The sequence below is a fragment of the Streptomyces sp. NPDC016562 genome (assembly GCF_043076955.1).
Lineage (GTDB): Bacteria > Actinomycetota > Actinomycetes > Streptomycetales > Streptomycetaceae > Streptomyces.
Genome location: NZ_JBIBRZ010000007.1, coordinates 197,225 through 214,085 on the forward strand (window position 1 = coordinate 197,225; position 16,861 = coordinate 214,085).

Consider the following 16,861-nt stretch of genomic DNA (forward strand, 5'->3'; position numbering starts at 1 on the left):
GTTCCTTACTTCGGGCCAATGCGCCCGAAGGGTCCGGACAGTATGCGTGACCTGGCCACGGACGTGGGGATGTGGTGAATTCCGGTCCGCGGTGCGTGCCCTGTGCAGGGAGCTGACGTAGGGTCACGCGCACGTCGAGGAGGAGGGGTTCGGCTCATGTCGGCTCGAATAATCGGACGCAGGCTGCGCAGGGGGGCGACGGCCGCCCTGATCTCCGCGCTGGTGGTGGCCGCGGTGACCGCTTCCCAGGGACCGGCCGGTGCGCGTACGGACCGTGTGAGCGCGGCAGGGGGCGACGAACAGCCCGTCCCGGCGGACGGGTCGGGCGGCGACACCGCCTACTTCACCGAACTCCCGCCCCTGGTCAGCCCGGAGCCGCCGGCCGTGGTGCTGCCGGACGGCGCGGCGCTCACGCAGCCGGAGGCGGCCGCGACGCCCGAAGCCGTACCGGTGGCCGACAGCGGAGCCGCGGGGGCGCAGGGGATACCGGCGAGCGTGCTCGCGGCGTACCGGCGTGCGGAGGAGACGGTGGGGCGGAGCGACCCCGGGTGCGGGCTGCGCTGGCAACTCCTCGCGGCCATCGGCAAGGTGGAGTCCGGGCAGGCGCGCGGCGGCCAGGTCGACACGGCGGGGACCACACTGCGGCCGATCCTGGGGCCGGTGCTCGACGGCAACGGCTTCGCGAACATCCCGGACACGGACGGCGGGGCCTACGACGGGGACGCCCGGTACGACCGCGCGGTCGGGCCGATGCAGTTCATCCCCTCCACGTGGGCGGCCTGGGGCCAGGACGCGGACGGCGACGGGCGGCGCAACCCGAACAACGTGCACGACGCGGCCCTCGCGGCCGGGCGGTACCTGTGCGCGGGCACCCGGGACCTGCGGGTGGACGCGGACCTGGACCGGGCGGTCCTGTCGTACAACCACTCCACGGCGTACCTGCGCACGGTGCGGTCCTGGTTCGCGTACTACCTGAAGGGGGCGCACGAGGTCCCGGACGGCGGAGCTGTCGGCGCGCCGGCGCCGGCGCCGGCGCCCTCGGCACCGGCACCGAAGCCCACCCCGACGCCTAAGCCCACCCCGAGCCCGAGCCCGACGCCGAGCCCGACGCCGACGCCGACGCCGAACCCGACGCCCACGCCGAGCCCGACGCCGACGCCGAGCCCGACGCCGACGCCGACCCCGAAGCCCACGCCTTCGCCGACGCCCAGCCCGACACCGACACCCACCCCCACGCCCACGCCGAGCCCCACGCCGCCGACCCCGACCCCGACCCCGACCCCCAAGCCCACGCCCTCGCCCTCGCCGACGGCGTCCCCGACGCGTACCGCCTCCCCGGCGCCCACCCCGGTCCCGAAGGCCACGCCGTCCCCGTCCCCGTCCTCGTCCCCGGCCCCCGCGCCGGGGGAAACCCGGTAGTCGAACGGTTCTCATCTCGCCTCCGGATTGCTACGGTGCCTCGTCCCTGACGCCCCATCAGATCCGGAGGCCCGGCATGCGCGCATTCATCGCCGCCGCCAGCGGTCTCGCCCTCGCGGTGCTCCTCGTCCTCGCCGTCACGGCGTTCGGGGCGCCCGAAGGCAGGACCTCGCCCAAGCCCCTGCTCACCACCGCGCCCCCCGCGCCCGGACAGTAGAGGAGGGCCCGGCCGTGCGACGCAGAGCGAGCCTTGTCCTGCTGGCCCTAGCCGTGTTCTGCGCAGCCCTCGCGCCGCTGCTGCGCTGGTACGCCTACCCCCGCCTCGCCAAGATCCCGGCGAACCAGTACCAGGAGGTGGTCCTGGAGGCGAAGGACGCGACCCTGCTCGACTACACCGGCGGCATGCAGCCGAAGAAGGTCGACAAGGTCACCATCGTCCAGACCATCAAGGGCAACGTCGAGGCGTCGAAGGAGATCGAGGCGAGCGCGGGCAAGGACGTCGTGGTCTGGGACACGCTCACGCACATCATCGGCCCGGACGGGAAGACGGTCTCCCAGATCCCCGAGCGCTACAGCTTCGACGCCCACACCCAGGACCCGGTGCACGCCACCGGCGAGATGGTCGACGGCGACGCCGTCAAGCGCGAGGGCATCGAGTTCAAGTGGCCGTTCTTCACCGAGCCGCGCGACTACCTGTACTTCGACGCGCAGACCCGTACCTCCTCGCCGATCCACTACGTCGGCCCGCGCACCTTCAAGGGCATGGACGTCTACTACTTCGAGCAGACCGTCCCCTGGACCAAGGTGCCCATGCCGAAGAAGATGCCCATCGAGGGCATCGACCCGACGACGATCGAGGCGGCCACCGGCACCACCCTCTGGTACACGGTCAAGGCCCGCTTCTGGGTCGACCCCGTCACCGGAGCGCCGGTCAACGCCGAGCAGGACATCCAGCAGGAGATGCGCGGCGGCATCGCGGCGGGCGGCCCCGACGGCAAGCTCACCGCCTTCGCCGGGCACGTCACCATGCGCGAGGACTACTCCGACTACACGGTCGACCTGGTCAAGTCGAACCGTACGAAGGTCCTCGCGCTGCACACCTACGCGCCGTTCGGCCTGGCGGCCGGCGGGTTCGCGCTGCTCGGGGCCGCGCTGTGGCTGGAGGCCCGTGGCCGCCGGGCGCGGGCGGGAGAGGAAGGGGTCAGCGCCTGAGCCGGGCGTTGGTGTGACGGGTCGGCTCGGCGGTGGCCGGGTCCTCGGGCCACGGGTGCTTCGGGTAGCGGCCGCGCAGCTCCGCACGGACGGCGCGGTAGCCGCCCTGCCAGAAGGAGGCGAGGTCGGCGGTGACGGCGGCGGGCCGTCCGGCGGGGGACAGCAGGTGCACCAGCACCGGTACGCCCGCCACCCGCGGGGTCTCGGCCAGGCCGAACAGCTCCTGGAGCTTCACGGCGAGCACCGGCTGCCCGTGCTCCGCGGCGTAGTCCACCCTGATCCGGGATCCGCTGGGCACCTCCAGGCGTTCCGGAGCCAGCTCGTCGAGGCGGGCGGCCTCACCGGTGGCCCACGGCAGCAGCCGGTTCAGGGCCTGCCCGGCATCGATCCGCCCGAGGTCCGCGCGGCGCCGGGCCCGGGACAGCTCCGGCTCCAGCCACGCGTCGGCGCGCTCCAGCAGGGCGTCGTCGTCCGCCACGTCGGGCCAGGCGCCGCCGAGCGTCCGGTGCAGGAAGCCGAGCCGGGCGCGCAGGGTCTGCGCGTCGGGTGACCAGCGCAGCAGGCCGAGGCCCTCGGTGCGCAGGCCCTGGAGGAGGGCGGCCCGCACGAGCGCGGGGTCGGGGGTGCGCAGGGGGCGCGCGGCGAGCTCGATCGCCCCGAGCCGCTGCGCCGCGCGGGCCACCAGGTCCCCGTCCTCCCAGCGGACCTCCTCGCCCTCGGTCAGCAGGTGGGCGGCCGCGGCCCGGGCGGTGTCCTCGTCGATGACGGCGGCGAGCCGGACGCGCGCGGAGGCGGCGTGCGGGGGCCGGTCGGCGACGGCGACCGCCAGCCAGGGGGCGTGGCGCAGCCCCGAGCCGTCGCCGAGCTCGGCCGCCGTGCCCGAGGCCATGAGGAAGGCGCCCTCCCCCTTGGCCCTGGCCACCCGCTCCGGGAACGCCAGCGCGGCGACGAGCCCGGCCGCGAGGTCGTCGGGCGCAGTGCCCGCCGGGTCCGGGGCCGAGCCGCGGGGGGTCCGCGGGGCAGCCCCGGCCCCGGGAAGCGGCGGGGCGGGGGAGAGCCCCTCGGGGTCCTGTGTGGCGGCGCGCTCCAGCCGGCGGGCCTCCGCGCGCCAGCGCGAGGCGTAGGGGTCCGACCCGCGCCGGGCCGCCCGCCAGGCCGCGGCCAGATCGTCCCCGTACTCCCGCGGCGGCTCCTCGCTGAGCAGGGCCACCACCTCCGCCGCACGCCGTGCGCCCAGCGCGTCGGCCCCGTCCAGCAGGGCCCTGGCCAGCCGGGGGTGCAGCCCGAGCCGGGTCATCCGCACGCCGCGCGGGGTCGGGCGCCCGGCCGGGTCCACGGCGCCGACCGCGACCAGTACCTCCCGCGCCGCGGCCATCGCTCCGGCCGGCGGCGGGTCCGGCAGGGCCAGCCCGGCCGCCTCCGGGTCGCCCCAGCAGGCGGCCTGCAGGGCGAACCGGGCCAGATCGGCCACGCGGATCTCCGGCGAGGGGAACGCGGGCAGCCGGCCGTCCTCCGCCTCGGTCCAGCAGCGGTACACCGCGCCCGGCGCCTCCCGGCCGGCCCGCCCCGCGCGCTGGCGGCCGGCCGCGCGGGACGCCCGTACGGTCGCCAGCGCGCCCAGCCCCCGGGCATGGTCCACGCGGGGCTCGCGGGCCAGCCCGGAGTCCACCACCACGCGCACGCCCGGCACGGTCAGGCTGGACTCCGCCACCGCCGTCGCGAGGATCACCCGGCGGTGCTCCGAGGCCGTCAGCGCCGCGTCCTGCACCGCCGCCGGAGCCCGGCCGTGGACCTGGAGCACCTCCGCGTCCACGCCGCCGAGCTGCCCGGCCACCCGGGCGATCTCGCCGACGCCGGGCAGGAAGCACAGGACGTCGCCGTCGCGTTCGGCCAGGGCCCTCCGCACCACCGAGGCCACGTGCGCCAGCTGCGCCGGATCCACCCGCATGCCGTGCGGGGGCCGCACCGGCCGGGCCGGGGGAGCCCAGACGGTCTCCACCGGGTACGAGACCCCCGCGGCCCGCACCACGGGCGCGTCGCCGGACCCGCCGTGACCGAGCACCCGGGCCCAGACCGCGGCGTCGGTCGTCGCCGAGGCCGCCACCAGGCGCAGGTCCGGGCGCAGGGTCTCCCGTACGTCGAGCAGGAAGGCGGCGGCCGTGTCGGCGTCCAGGTGACGCTCGTGGCACTCGTCCAGGACCACCACGTCCACGCCGTCCAGCTCCTGGTCGCGCTGCAGGCGCTGGAGCAGGACGCCGGTGGTGACCACCTCCACCACCGTGCCGGGACCCGCGACCCGCTCGCCGCGGACCGTGAAGCCCACCGAGTCGCCGGTCCTCTCGCCCAGCAGCCAGGCCATGCGCCGCGCGGCGGCCCGGGCGGCGATCCGCCGGGGCTCGGCGACCACGACCCGGCGGCGCGGGCCGCCCCCCACCAGCCCCGCCAGCACCAGGGGCACCAGCGTGGTCTTGCCGGTGCCGGGCGGGGCGCAGAGCACGGCGGTGCCGTGCGCGTCCAGCGCGGAGAGGAGGGCGGGGACGGCCTCCCGGACGGGAAGGGCGTCGAGGTCGGCCCGGCGTATCAAGGGATCAGTCCCTCTCGCACACGAAGATCGCCGTGCCGGGGATCAGGTTGCCGCGCAGCGGGGACCAGCCGCCCCACTCCTGGCTGTTCCATTCGGGCCACTGCGGCTCGACCAGGTCGAGCAGGCGGAAGCCGCCCGCCACCACGTCGCGGACGCGGTCGCCGAGGGTGCGGTGGTGCTCCACGTAGACGGCGTGACCCTGCTCGTCCTGCTCCACGTACGGGGTCCGGTCGAAGTAGGAGGCGGCGACGGTGAGCCCCTCGGGGCCCGGTTCGTCCGGGAAGGCCCAGCGGATGGGGTGGGTGACGGAGAAGACCCAGCGGCCCCCCGGGCGCAGTACGCGGTGCACCTCGCGCATGACGTTGACCGGGTCGGCGACGAAGGGCACGGCCCCGTAGGCGGAGCAGGCGAGGTCGAAGGAGCCGTCGCGGAAGGGGAGCCTGCCCGCGTCGGCCTCGACGAGCGGAACGTCGTCGCCGATGCGCAGGGCGTGCTGGAGCTGGCGGTGGGAGAGGTCCAGGGCCACCGGGCGGGCGCCCTGGGCGGCGAGCCAGCGCGAGCACTGGGCGGCGCCGGCGCCGATCTCCAGGACGTCCTTGTTCTTGAGGAGGACGGCGGGGCCCAGCAGCGCCGCGTCCGCCTCGTCCAGCCCCTCGGGTCCCCACACGAAGCGGTCGTCGCCGAGGAAGGCGCCGTGCTCGCTCTGGTACTCGTCGGCGTTGCGGTCCCACCACCCGCGGCTGGCCCGGCTGCTCTCCGCTTCCCCCGCGTCACGCCGGGTGGCCTCGGCGTCCTCCACGGACCCCGGATCGGCCTCGTGCGCCGCTTCGGGGGTGTAGTCCTCTTGGTTCATGGGGCCCGTCGTCGTAGTCTGCGAATGTCTTCGGATGTGGCAGGAAGCCTCAGCAGGGCCGCCGCGCCCACGAATTGTGCCTGTTATGCGGCGATCCGCCGGGGGTGTGCGCCTTCGCGCATTGACCCTGTCCGGCTGCCCCCGTATGCTACAAGTTGCGCTGCGAGCCTGTGCTCCTCAGACCTAGCAGGCTGCGCTTGCATCTGTTGATGTCCCCTCGGTTTTCGAGGCCCCACCGCTTCTGCGCGGAAGGGGGTCTCCTTGGCTGTCCGGCTTCTTCGGCAGATGCCGATAAGGGCTCCCGGCGTAGCAGTACCTACGACTTTCTGTCCGTAACCGGAGCCCTTTCCCACATGACGAGCAGCACCGAGACCACCGCCACCACCCCGCAGGTTGCGGTCAACGACATCGGCGACGCGGACGCGTTCCTCGCGGCGATCGACGAGACGATCAAGTACTTCAACGATGGCGACATCGTCGACGGCGTCATCGTCAAGGTTGACCGGGACGAGGTTCTCCTCGACATCGGTTACAAGACCGAAGGTGTCATCCCGAGCCGCGAGCTCTCGATCAAGCACGACGTCGACCCGAACGAGGTCGTCAAGGTCGGCGACGAGATCGAGGCCCTGGTTCTCCAGAAGGAGGACAAGGAAGGCCGCCTGATCCTCTCGAAGAAGCGCGCTCAGTACGAGCGTGCCTGGGGCACCATCGAGAAGATCAAGGAAGAAGACGGCATCGTCACCGGTACCGTCATCGAGGTCGTCAAGGGTGGTCTCATCCTCGACATCGGCCTCCGCGGCTTCCTGCCGGCCTCTCTCGTCGAGATGCGTCGCGTCCGCGACCTCCAGCCCTACGTGGGCAAGGAGCTCGAGGCGAAGATCATCGAGCTGGACAAGAACCGCAACAACGTGGTCCTGTCCCGCCGCGCCTGGCTCGAGCAGACCCAGTCCGAGGTTCGCCAGACGTTCCTCACCACCCTGCAGAAGGGTCAGGTCCGCTCCGGCGTCGTCTCCTCGATCGTCAACTTCGGTGCCTTCGTGGACCTGGGTGGCGTCGACGGTCTCGTCCACGTCTCCGAGCTGTCCTGGAAGCACATCGACCACCCGTCCGAGGTTGTCGAGGTCGGTCAGGAAGTCACCGTCGAGGTCCTCGACGTCGACATGGACCGCGAGCGCGTCTCCCTGTCGCTGAAGGCGACGCAGGAAGACCCGTGGCAGCAGTTCGCCCGGACGCACCAGATCGGTCAGGTCGTCCCGGGTAAGGTCACCAAGCTGGTTCCGTTCGGTGCGTTCGTCCGGGTGGACGAGGGCATCGAGGGTCTGGTCCACATCTCCGAGCTGGCCGAGCGCCACGTGGAGATCCCGGAGCAGGTCGTCCAGGTCAACGACGAGATCTTCGTCAAGGTCATCGACATCGACCTTGAGCGTCGCCGGATCTCGCTGTCGCTGAAGCAGGCCAACGAGTCCTTCGGTGCCGACCCGGCGTCGGTCGAGTTCGACCCGACCCTGTACGGCATGGCCGCGTCGTACGACGACCAGGGCAACTACATCTACCCCGAGGGCTTCGACCCCGAGACCAACGACTGGCTCGAGGGCTTCGACAAGCAGCGCGAGGCCTGGGAGACCCAGTACGCCGAGGCGCAGCAGCGCTTCGAGCAGCACCAGGCTCAGGTCATCAAGAGCCGCGAGGCCGACGAGGCCGCTGCCGCCGAGGGCGCTGCCGCCCCGGCCGCGGGTGCCAGCGCCGGTGCGGGCATCTCGGGTGGTTCGTACTCCTCGGAGTCCGACGAGACCTCTGGCGCCCTGGCGTCCGACGAGGCCCTCGCCGCCCTCCGCGAGAAGCTGGCCGGCGGCCAGAGCTGATCGCAGCGCGCATCACACTCCGGTGTGATCCGAGCGGGTTGAGTTGACGGTAAGGCCCGTCCCCTTCGGGGGGCGGGCCTTACCGCGTTCCCTGTCGGTGTTCCTGGTCGGGTTCGTGATCGCGTTCCTGTGAATGCGGCCAACTGGGGAATGGTCAAGCCTCCTTGGACGTTCTTGGCAGAGAACGCGGCGAGGAGGAGTGGTGGCAGTGCTTGATCCACAGGGTTTGTACGAATGGGATGCCAAGGGTCTGGCGGTGGCCGACCTGGCGGTCGCCCAGGACTCGGCCGGGCTGGTCATGCTGTACCACTTCGAGGGGTACATCGACGCGGGTGAGACCGGCGAGCAGATCGTCGAGCGCCTCCTGGACACCCTGCCCCACCAGGTGGTGGCCCGCTTCGACGCGGACCGGCTGGTGGACTACCGGGCGCGCCGCCCGTTGCTGACCTTCCAGCGCGACCACTGGACGGAGTTCGAGGAGCCCCGGCTGGAGGTCCGGCTCGTCCAGGACGCCACCGGAGCGCCCTTCCTGCTGCTGTCCGGCCCCGAGCCGGACGTGGAGTGGGAGCGGTTCTCCGTCGCCGTCCGGCAGATCGTCGAGCGCCTCGGAGTCCGCCTCTCGGTGAACTTCCACGGCATTCCGATGGGCGTCCCGCACACCCGCCCCGTGGGCATCACCCCGCACGGCAACCGCACGGACCTCATGCCGGGCCACCGCAGCCCCTTCGACGAGGCGCAGGTGCCCGGCAGCGCGGAATCCCTGGTGGAGTTCCGCCTGGCCCAGGCCGGACACGACGTGCTCGGCGTCGCCGCGCACGTACCGCACTACGTCGCGCGCTCCCCGTACCCGGACGCCGCGCTGACGGTGCTGGAGGCGATCACGGCCGCCACCGGCCTGGTGCTGCCGGCCGTGGCGCACGCCTTGCGCACCGAGGCCCACCGGACCCAGACGGAGATCGACCGGCAGATCCGCGAGGGCGACGAGGAACTGGTCAGCCTGGTGCAGGGGCTGGAGCACCAGTACGACGCGGCCGCCGGAGCGGAGAGCCGCGGCAACATGATCGCGGAACCGGCGGAGCTGCCGTCGGCGGACGAGATCGGCCGCGAGTTCGAGCGGTTCCTGGCGGAGCGCGAGGGCGAGGGCTGAGGCGCTGACCTGCCCGGGCCTGCGGTTGCGGGGGCGGCCGAGGGGCTGACCTGCCGGCGGCCGGGGGCTTCGGGCTAGGGTGCGAGCATGCTGAAAGTAGGACTGACGGGCGGAATCGGCGCCGGCAAGAGCGAGGTCTCGCGGCTGCTGGCGGGGTACGGGGCGATCGTCGTCGACGCCGATCGGATCGCGCGCGAGGTCGTGGAGCCCGGTACGCCGGGCCTCGCGGCCGTCGTGGCGGCGTTCGGCGAGTCGGTGCTCACCCCCGAGGGGACACTGGACCGCCCGAAGCTGGGGTCCGTCGTGTTCGCGGACCCGGCCAGGCTCCAGACGCTCAACGCGATCGTGCACCCGCTGGTCGGAGCCCGCTCGGCCGAGCTGGAGGCCGCCGCGGGGACCGGCGCGATCGTGGTGCACGACGTACCGCTCCTCACGGAGAACGGCCTCGCGCCGCTCTACGACCTGGTGGTCGTGGTGGACGCGGCGCCGCAGACACAGCTGGCACGGCTGACCGCGCTGCGCGGGATGTCCGAGGAGGAGGCGCGGGCCCGGATGGCCGCGCAGGCCACGCGGGAGCAGCGGCTCGCGGTCGCGACCCTGGTGATCGACAACGACGGGCCGCTGGAGGCGCTGGAGCCGCAGGTGCGCAAGGTGTGGGACGAGCTCAGGGAGCGGGCGGCGCGCCGCGCGACTGCCTGACGTGTGCATGGAATGGCGGAGAGGGCGGACGCGTTGAACGCGCCCGTAGAGGGAAGGATCTGGACCGTGTCCGAGACCACGCGCCCCACCCCGCCGTCCAGCCCGGAAACCCACGTCATCGACTACCGGGCCGCCGAGCGGCTGCTCGCCGCACGGGACCCGCGCGGCGCGGTGAAGCTGCTCGACTCGGTCATAGCCGCCCACCCGGAGAACACGGCGGCTCGGCTCCTGCGTGCCCGGGCCTTCTTCGCGGCGGCCCAACTGCGCCCGGCGGAGCTGGAGTTCGAGCTGGTGCTGGAGCGGGAGCCGGACAACGCCTTCGCGCACTTCGCGCTGGCCCGTACCCATGAGCGCGCGGGCCGGCCCGGGCAGGCGCGCAAGCACTTCCGCCTGGCCGCGGCCCTGGACCCGCAGCCGGAGTACCTGGCCGCGGCCCGCTTCGACGACCAGGACGGCGGCCCGGGAGCCGGATCCTGATGCCGGCCGGCAAGCCGGACGGGGATGCCGTACGGCCTCACCGGTGGCCGGGCGGTTCGTACGGGGGAACGTCCGGGCCGGGCTGGTAGTGCGGCCCCTGCCGGATGTGGCGCACGACCATGACCAGGTCCACAACCACGATCACGGCGAGCACCGCGCAGGCGGCCGCCCACCCGGGACGGCCGGCCAGCGAGAAGGCGACCGCGCCGCCGACGGCCCAGATCAAACCCCAGACGCCCAGCCAGAACCGCAGCCGCAGCGGACTGCGCGCGGTCACGGGCTCGTTCCCAGTACGCATGGTCATCGCCTCTCAGCTCCATGGTCCCACCGGCTGTCCGGATACGCGGCGGAACTGGGCCGCTGCGGCCGCGGATCCGCAGGTCAGAGGCGTTGTCAGTGGCCGCGCCTAGACTCGTCGGCAGTAGTAATACGCCCACAGTGCACGCAGAGCGCGGGCGCCGACGGGAAGGGGGACACCGTGACACCGCAGCCGCAGACATCCGCACCGGCACCGGCACCGGCACTGCTGCGCCACGCCGCGGTGTTCCTGCCCGCCGCCGTCCCGCGGGAAGGCCGCGTCGCCTTCTGGGCGCCCGACGGCAGCGCCCTGCCCGAGGCGGGTAGCCCGGGGCCGCTGACGGTCGTGCGCCCGCACGGCGACGGGGTCCGCAGCCGGACCGTGCCCGCCGTGACGTTCTCCGTCGCCTCCGCGCTGCCCCTGCTCGCGCAGGCGGCCCGCAGCCCCGCCGCGCATCCCGCCACCCGCGCCTGGGGCACCGCCGCCACCCAGGCGCTCACCCTCGCCGCTCGGGGCCGCCTGCTCCCCGGGCTCACCCCGCAGGGCGTCGACGCGTGGCGCGCCGGGCCCCTGGACGCCGCCGACGTCGGGCACCTCCGGGCCATCGCCGCCGCGCTGCCGCCCGAGGGGTACGCGACCCCCCTCGCCGGCCGCCGACCGCTCCAGCTGCCCGAACCGGAGGCGCTGGTCCGCGCGTTCCTCGATGCCGTCGCCGACAGCCTGCCCCGCACCCCGGCCGCGGCCGTGGCCGCCGGCGGGCCGTTCGCCGCGCGGGAGGCGCAGCGGGTGCCCGGGATACGGGACTGGGCCGCGCAGGTCGCGGCCGGAGCCGACACGGGCGTCGGGATCTCGCTGCGGCTCGACCTGTCCTCCTTCCGCCTCTTCGACGAGGCGGAGGACGAGGACACCCGGCGCGCCGGCGCCGCCGTCGTGCAGGTGCACAGCCTCGCCGATCCGACCCTGGTCACCGATGCCGGACAGCTGTGGGCGGGCCTGGCCTCGGCCGGGTTCGGTCCCCGCGCCCGGATCGACGCCGTGCTCGCGCTGCGCCGGGCGGCGCGCGTCTGGCCGCCGCTGCTGCGCCTGCTGGACCAGCCCGTGCCCGATTCCCTGGCCCTGTCCGACCCGGAGCTGGAGGACCTGCTGGGGGTCGCCGCGACCCGCCTGGCGGCTGCCGGGGTAATGGTCCACTGGCCGCGCGAGCTGGCTCGTACGCTGTCCGCGACCGCGGTCGTACGGTCGACCGCGCCCGGGTCCGCGACCGACGGCACCGCCTTCTTCGACGCCGAGCACCTCTTCGCCTTCTCCTGGGAGCTGGCGCTGGGCGGCGACCGGCTCACCCCGGGGGAGATGGACGCGCTCGCGCAGGCCCACCGGCCCGTCGTACGGCTGCGGGACCAGTGGGTGCGGGTCGACCCGGAGCTGGTGCGCAAGGCGCGCAAGCGGGAGCTCGGCCTGCTGGACCCGGTGGACGCGCTGGCCACCGTGCTGTCGGGGGAGGCCGAGGTCGACGGGGAGCCGGTCGAGGCGGTGCCCGTGGGGGCGCTGGCCGCCCTGCGGGACCGGCTGACGGGGGAGTTGGCCCCGCTGGAGCAGCCCGCCGCCCTCAAGGCCACGCTGCGCGACTACCAGGCGCGCGGCCTGGCCTGGCTGGACCTGATGACCTCGCTCGGACTCGGCGGCTGCCTGGCGGACGACATGGGCCTGGGCAAGACCGTCACGCTGATCGCGCTGCACCTGCACCGGGACCGCCGTGAGCCGACGCTCGTGGTGTGTCCCGCCTCGCTGCTGGGCAACTGGCAGCGGGAGATCGAGAAGTTCGCCCCCGGCACACCCGTGCGCCGCTTCCACGGCGGCAGCCGCAGCATCGAGGACCTGACCTCCTGCGCGGGCGGCTTCGTCCTCACCACCTACGGGACGATGCGGGCCAGCGCCCCCCTGCTCGCCGAACAGAGCTGGGGGATGGTCGTCGCCGACGAGGCGCAGCACGTGAAGAATCCGCATTCGGCGACCGCGAAGGCGTTGCGGACGGTTCCGGCGCCGGCCCGGGTGGCCCTGACCGGTACCCCGGTGGAGAACAACCTCTCCGAGCTGTGGGCGCTGCTCGACTGGACCACGCCGGGGCTGTTGGGTCCGCTGACCGCGTTCCGGGCCCGCCACGCCCGTCCGGTGGAGCACCAGCAGGAGGAGGACGGCGGCAATGAGGCGGCCGTCGCCCGGCTGGCCGCGCTGGTGCGGCCGTTCCTGCTGCGCCGCAAGAAGTCCGACCCCGGCATCGCGCCCGAGCTGCCGCCGAAGACGGAGACCGACCATCCCGTCTCCCTCACCCGGGAACAGGCCTCGCTCTACCAGGCCGCGGTCGACGAGGCGATGGCCGTGATCGAGTCGAGCGAGGGCATGGAACGACGCGGCATGATCATGAAGCTGCTGGCCTCGCTCAAGCAGATCTGCAACCACCCGGCCCAGTTCCTGAAGGAGGAGCAGCCCCGGATCCCGCACCGTTCGGGCAAGCTGGCGCTGCTGGACGAGCTGCTGGACACGATCCTCGCCGAGGGCGGCTCGGTGCTGGTCTTCACCCAGTACGTGACCATGGCCCGCCTCATCGAACGGCACCTGTCGGCCCGGGGGATCTCTCATCAGCTGCTGCACGGCGGGACCCCGGTGCCGCGGCGCGAGGAACTGGTGGACCGGTTCCAGGCGGGCGAGGTGCCCGTCTTCCTGCTGTCGCTGAAGGCCGCGGGGACGGGGCTGAACCTCACCCGGGCCGGCCATGTCATCCACTTCGACCGCTGGTGGAACCCGGCCGTCGAGGAGCAGGCCACGGACCGCGCCTACCGGATCGGCCAGACCCAGCCCGTCCAGGTCCACCGGATCATCGCCGAAGGCACCGTGGAGGACCGGATCGCCGAGATGCTGGAGGCCAAGCGGGCCCTGGCCGACGCCGTGCTCGGCTCCGGCGAGTCGGCGCTGACCGAGCTGACCGACCGCGAGCTGGCCGACCTCGTCTCGCTGCGGAGGCCCGCATGATCACCGCGCGGGACGACCGCCGCCGCACCTTCGAGACCGTGCCCGCCGGGGCCGAGGCGGTCAGTTGGTGGGGCCGGGCCTGGGTGTCGGCGCTGGAGGAGGTCTCCGGCGACGCGGCCCGCCTGACCCGCGGCCGTGCGTACGCCGAGGAGGGCCACGTCGACGCGGTGACCGTCACCCCGGGACGGATCGTGGCGTACGTGCGGGGGAGCAGGCCCCGGCCCTACCGCACCGAGCTGATCCTGCCCGCGTTCGCGGAGGCGGAGTGGGACGAGCTCCTGGAGGAGGTCGCGGCCGATCCCACGGCGCTGGCCACCCTGCTGGAGCGCGAGGTCCCGCAGTCGCTCGCGCAGAGCGTCCTGCCCGGTGCGGGCGAGCTGGTCCCGCACTGCTCGTGCCCTGACGTCGGGCGTCCGCCGTGCAAGCACGCGGCCGCCCTGTGCTACCGGGCGGCGCGCCTCCTCGACGAGGACCCCTTCGTCCTCCTGCTCCTGCGCGGCCGGGGCGAGCGGGAGCTCCTCGACGAGCTCACCCGCCGCAACGCCGCCCACGCCGCGCGCGAACAGCCCGACGCGGCGCCGGACTTCCCCGGCGTCCCGGCCCGGGCGGCGCTCGCCCGCACCGTCCTGCCGCCGCTGCCCGCGCCGCTCGCGGCGCCCGCCGCCGTGGGCGTGGCGCCCGCCTATCCCGCCGACCCGGCGGCCCCCGATCCGCTGGCGCTCGACCAGCTCGCCTCGGACGCGGCCGCCCGCGCCCTCGCCGTCCTCACCACCGGCGAGGACCCGATCGCCGGGCTGAGCCTCTGGCAGGACGCGGTCCGGCTGGCCTCGGCGCACCCCACGTCGGGTCTCACGGGCGCGGCCCGCACCCTCTACCGGGACCTGGCCCGCGCCACCGGCCGCAGCACCACCGACCTCGCCCGGGCCGCCGCGGCCTGGCGTCAGGGCGGCCGCGCCGCCCTCGCCGCGCTGGAGGAGTCCTGGGACCCGCCGGCCGGGCCCTTCGACCGGGCTCGCCCGGCGCTCCTGGCCGCCTCCCAGGGCTCCTTCCGCCCGGACCGCAACCGGCTCACGCTCCACACCCGCCAGCTCCGCCTCGGCCGCGACGCCCTCTGGTACGCCTACGAGTCCCGCCCGGGCGACGAGGACTGGTGGCCCACGGGCCGCCCCTCGCCGGACCCGGTCACCGCTCTGCTGGGCTGAGCCCGGCCGCCCAGCGCTCCAGCGTGGCGAAGTCGCGCTCGCGCAGGCCGTGGCGGGGCAGTACGCGCAGGAGGAGGGCCGGGGCGGGGTGGTGGGCTGCGACCCAGGCCCGGTCGCGCGGCGTGATCATGTCGTCGACCCAGGCGAAGGGCCGGCCGGCCGCCCAGTCGACGAGGTGGCGGGTCTTCCACGAGAGGTCGGCGGGGTCCTTGACGAAGAGTTCCGGCCACTCGACGACAGGCAGATCACCCGGTAGTCCGACGTGCGGCGAGATCATCGTGTTGGCCTGGTGCGTCCAGGCGGTGGCCCAGGTGAGCTCGAACGGCAGGGCGAGCAGCCGGGCGCCGTGGGAGGGGTGGAGCCGGACCCGTGCGCCGCGCCGGGCGCTGCGGGAGTCGGGGTCGCGGTACGAGAGCCAGACGTCCGGGCGCATCCGGTGGCTCGTGTACCCGCGCAGACCGGCGAAGAGGGACCGGAACGGGTTGAGGGGGCCGTCCACGTCGAGGAGGAGCAGCGGGCGATCAGTCATGAAGTAGGCAGTACCCAGTACACGATTGAGTGAAATGCCTACCGGCTCTATAACCCGAATGGGTTCACGGCGTTGTTCCCGGTGCGGGGCAAGACCCGTGAACTCCTCCGGAAGGCAGGGAAACTGATGCGTCACAGTCGTCGGAGTGGCTTGATCGCGGCGGTGGTTGCGGGAGGTGGGCTGGCGGTCGCGGGCGTGAGCGGATTCGCCTACGCCGATGCGGACGCGGGCGGCCGGGCCGAAGGATCGCCGGGCCTGCTGTCGGGGAATCTGGTGCAACTGCCCGTGCACGTCCCGGTCAACGTGTGCGGGAACACCGTGAGCGTGGTCGGCGTCCTCAATCCCGCCGCGGGGAACCGCTGTGCCAACGAGTCGCCCGCAGGCGGCGGGCACAGCGCGCCGACGCCGTCGCATCCGTCGAAACCCGGGGCCGGAGCCGCAAACGGCTCCGGTGCCGGGGCCGAGGCACGCGGAAAGGATTCTCCCGGGGTGCTGTCCGGCAACGGGCTCCAGCTTCCGGTCGACCTCCCGCTGAACGTCAGCGGCAACTCCGTGAACGTGGTCGGCGTCGGCAACCCCTCGCACGGCAACACCTCCGTCAACGGCGAGGTGCCCACCGGCGGCAAGCCCGTCCAGCCGCCCGTCCAGCCGCCCGTCACCGAGCGCCCGGCGACGCCGCCCGCGTCGCCGAAGCACACCGGGGCACTCGCCCACACCGGCGCCGAAGGCCTGGGCTACCTGCTGCCCGGCGGGGGAGCACTGCTGCTCGGCGGAGCCCTCCTCTACCGCCGCTTCCGCCTCAATTAGCGCTGGTCGGGGGCGGGATGCGCCACCCGTCCAGGACGGCGTCGATCCGGGCGGCCAGCCGGGCGCGGGCCGCGAACCGCGGGACCCCCGCCATCAGCAGGGCGTCGTACTCGGTGTCGGTGTGCCGCACCGCCGCCCGTACCGCGACCGAGACCGCCAGTTCGTCGAGGGCCCGGCCGGCCGCGGTGCGGCCCACCCGGCCGCTGCCGCGCACCGAGGCGTGCGTGGCGATCGCCACGGCCCGATCGGCCGGGCACCCGGGGAACAGCCGCACTATCTCGGCGGCGAAGGCCGCGGTGAAGCGGACGTCCTCGGCCGCGCGGCGCAGCCGGTCGCGCTCCCGCCGGCGCGCCCGCGCCTCGCAGTCCGCGAGACAGGCGCGCTCCGCGCGGGCCAGGGCGGCGTCCTCGACGAGGAGCCCGAGACGCTCGTAGCGGCGGCGGCGCCTGTGGAAGCGGACGACGACGGCCGAAAGTGAACTGCCCTCGCGGGCGCGGCGGGTGAGCGCGGCGTCCCCGCGCGGGAGGTACACCAGGTGCCCGAGGTCCGCGCAGTCCAGACAGCGCGGCACGCCGGACTCGCGCACGAGGTGCCGCAGCGGGCCCTGCCGGCACTCCGCGCAGTGGATCTGCTTCAGAGACTCGAACACCACCAGGCTCATACAGGTGTGATACCGCCGTACGAGCCTCATATCACCTGGTGAGGACCTGAGGTTGATGTTTCATCAACCCTTTCTGGATGGGGG

15 protein-coding genes are annotated in these 16,861 nt (G+C 74.1%); 10 read left to right on the forward strand and 5 right to left on the reverse strand.

Annotated features, from left to right (window positions below; translation table 11 throughout):
* Window positions 1–156: 156 nt before the first annotated feature.
* The 3 genes from ACF059_RS26390 to ACF059_RS26400 all read left to right on the forward strand — a co-directional run bounded on the left by ACF059_RS26390 (window position 157) and on the right by ACF059_RS26400 (window position 2,631).
* Window positions 157–1,419, forward strand: a complete 1,263-nt coding sequence (locus ACF059_RS26390) for a lytic transglycosylase domain-containing protein (RefSeq protein WP_392061572.1) — start codon at window positions 157–159, stop codon at window positions 1,417–1,419.
* 76 nt (window positions 1,420–1,495) lie between these two features.
* Window positions 1,496–1,636 carry an SPW_0924 family protein gene (locus ACF059_RS26395; RefSeq protein ID WP_360890409.1) on the forward strand — a complete coding sequence of 47 codons (141 nt, stop codon included), beginning with the start codon at window positions 1,496–1,498 and terminating at the stop codon, window positions 1,634–1,636.
* A gap of 14 nt (window positions 1,637–1,650) precedes the next feature.
* Window positions 1,651–2,631, forward strand: coding sequence for a DUF3068 domain-containing protein (locus ACF059_RS26400; RefSeq protein ID WP_392061575.1), 981 nt, complete (start codon window positions 1,651–1,653; stop codon window positions 2,629–2,631).
* Here ACF059_RS26400 and hrpB read toward each other — a convergent pair.
* Together hrpB and ACF059_RS26410 are read right to left on the reverse strand one after the other, a co-directional pair.
* Complete coding sequence (hrpB, locus tag ACF059_RS26405) at window positions 2,621–5,215, reverse strand: ATP-dependent helicase HrpB (protein WP_392061578.1); 2,595 nt, start codon at window positions 5,213–5,215, stop codon at window positions 2,621–2,623. The two genes, ACF059_RS26400 and hrpB, sit on opposite strands and share 11 nt — an antisense overlap.
* Before the next feature lie 4 nt (window positions 5,216–5,219).
* Complete coding sequence (locus tag ACF059_RS26410) at window positions 5,220–6,068, reverse strand: class I SAM-dependent methyltransferase (protein ID WP_392061582.1); 849 nt, start codon at window positions 6,066–6,068, stop codon at window positions 5,220–5,222.
* A 353-nt stretch (window positions 6,069–6,421) separates the two neighbouring features.
* Between ACF059_RS26410 and rpsA the strand changes: the two genes are divergently transcribed.
* From rpsA to ACF059_RS26430, 4 genes are all read left to right on the forward strand, one after another.
* Window positions 6,422–7,930 carry a 30S ribosomal protein S1 gene (gene rpsA / locus ACF059_RS26415; RefSeq protein WP_266937273.1) on the forward strand — a complete coding sequence of 503 codons (1,509 nt, stop codon included), beginning with the start codon at window positions 6,422–6,424 and terminating at the stop codon, window positions 7,928–7,930.
* 208 nt (window positions 7,931–8,138) lie between these two features.
* Window positions 8,139–9,077: a PAC2 family protein gene (locus tag ACF059_RS26420; protein ID WP_360890393.1), complete on the forward strand. Its 939-nt coding sequence runs from the start codon at window positions 8,139–8,141 to the stop codon at window positions 9,075–9,077.
* 87 nt (window positions 9,078–9,164) lie between these two features.
* Window positions 9,165–9,776 (forward strand): dephospho-CoA kinase, encoded by a 612-nt coding sequence (gene coaE / locus ACF059_RS26425; RefSeq protein ID WP_392061586.1) that lies wholly within the window; start codon window positions 9,165–9,167, stop codon window positions 9,774–9,776.
* Between the two features lie 66 nt (window positions 9,777–9,842).
* Entirely contained in the window at window positions 9,843–10,253 is a 411-nt protein-coding gene (locus ACF059_RS26430; protein WP_366866896.1) for a tetratricopeptide repeat protein, read from the forward strand.
* 37 nt (window positions 10,254–10,290) lie between these two features.
* On the opposite strand, the gene ACF059_RS26435 is transcribed toward ACF059_RS26430, so the two are convergent.
* Window positions 10,291–10,551 carry a DUF6343 family protein gene (locus tag ACF059_RS26435; RefSeq protein WP_392061919.1) on the reverse strand — a complete coding sequence of 87 codons (261 nt, stop codon included), beginning with the start codon at window positions 10,549–10,551 and terminating at the stop codon, window positions 10,291–10,293.
* 180 nt (window positions 10,552–10,731) lie between these two features.
* On the opposite strand from ACF059_RS26435, the gene ACF059_RS26440 reads away from it, so the two are divergent.
* Both ACF059_RS26440 and ACF059_RS26445 read left to right on the forward strand, forming a co-directional pair.
* Complete coding sequence (locus tag ACF059_RS26440) at window positions 10,732–13,578, forward strand: DEAD/DEAH box helicase (RefSeq protein ID WP_392061589.1); 2,847 nt, start codon at window positions 10,732–10,734, stop codon at window positions 13,576–13,578.
* Window positions 13,575–14,780, forward strand: coding sequence for an SWIM zinc finger family protein (locus ACF059_RS26445; RefSeq protein ID WP_392061592.1), 1,206 nt, complete (start codon window positions 13,575–13,577; stop codon window positions 14,778–14,780). The genes ACF059_RS26440 and ACF059_RS26445 overlap by 4 nt, the downstream gene beginning before the upstream one ends.
* Here the strand turns inward: ACF059_RS26445 and ACF059_RS26450 are convergent.
* Entirely contained in the window at window positions 14,761–15,309 is a 549-nt protein-coding gene (locus ACF059_RS26450; protein WP_392061595.1) for a hypothetical protein, read from the reverse strand. The two genes, ACF059_RS26445 and ACF059_RS26450, sit on opposite strands and share 20 nt — an antisense overlap.
* 195 nt (window positions 15,310–15,504) lie before the next feature.
* Here ACF059_RS26450 and ACF059_RS26455 point away from each other — a divergent pair, with 195 nt between their 5' ends.
* Window positions 15,505–16,116, forward strand: a complete 612-nt coding sequence (locus tag ACF059_RS26455; RefSeq protein WP_392061597.1) for a chaplin — start codon at window positions 15,505–15,507, stop codon at window positions 16,114–16,116.
* On the opposite strand, the gene ACF059_RS26460 is transcribed toward ACF059_RS26455, so the two are convergent.
* A complete protein-coding gene (locus ACF059_RS26460; protein ID WP_392061601.1) occupies window positions 16,109–16,777 on the reverse strand; it encodes a DUF2293 domain-containing protein in 669 nt (222 codons plus the stop codon). The genes ACF059_RS26455 and ACF059_RS26460 overlap by 8 nt on opposite strands.
* Window positions 16,778–16,861 lie beyond the last annotated feature (84 nt).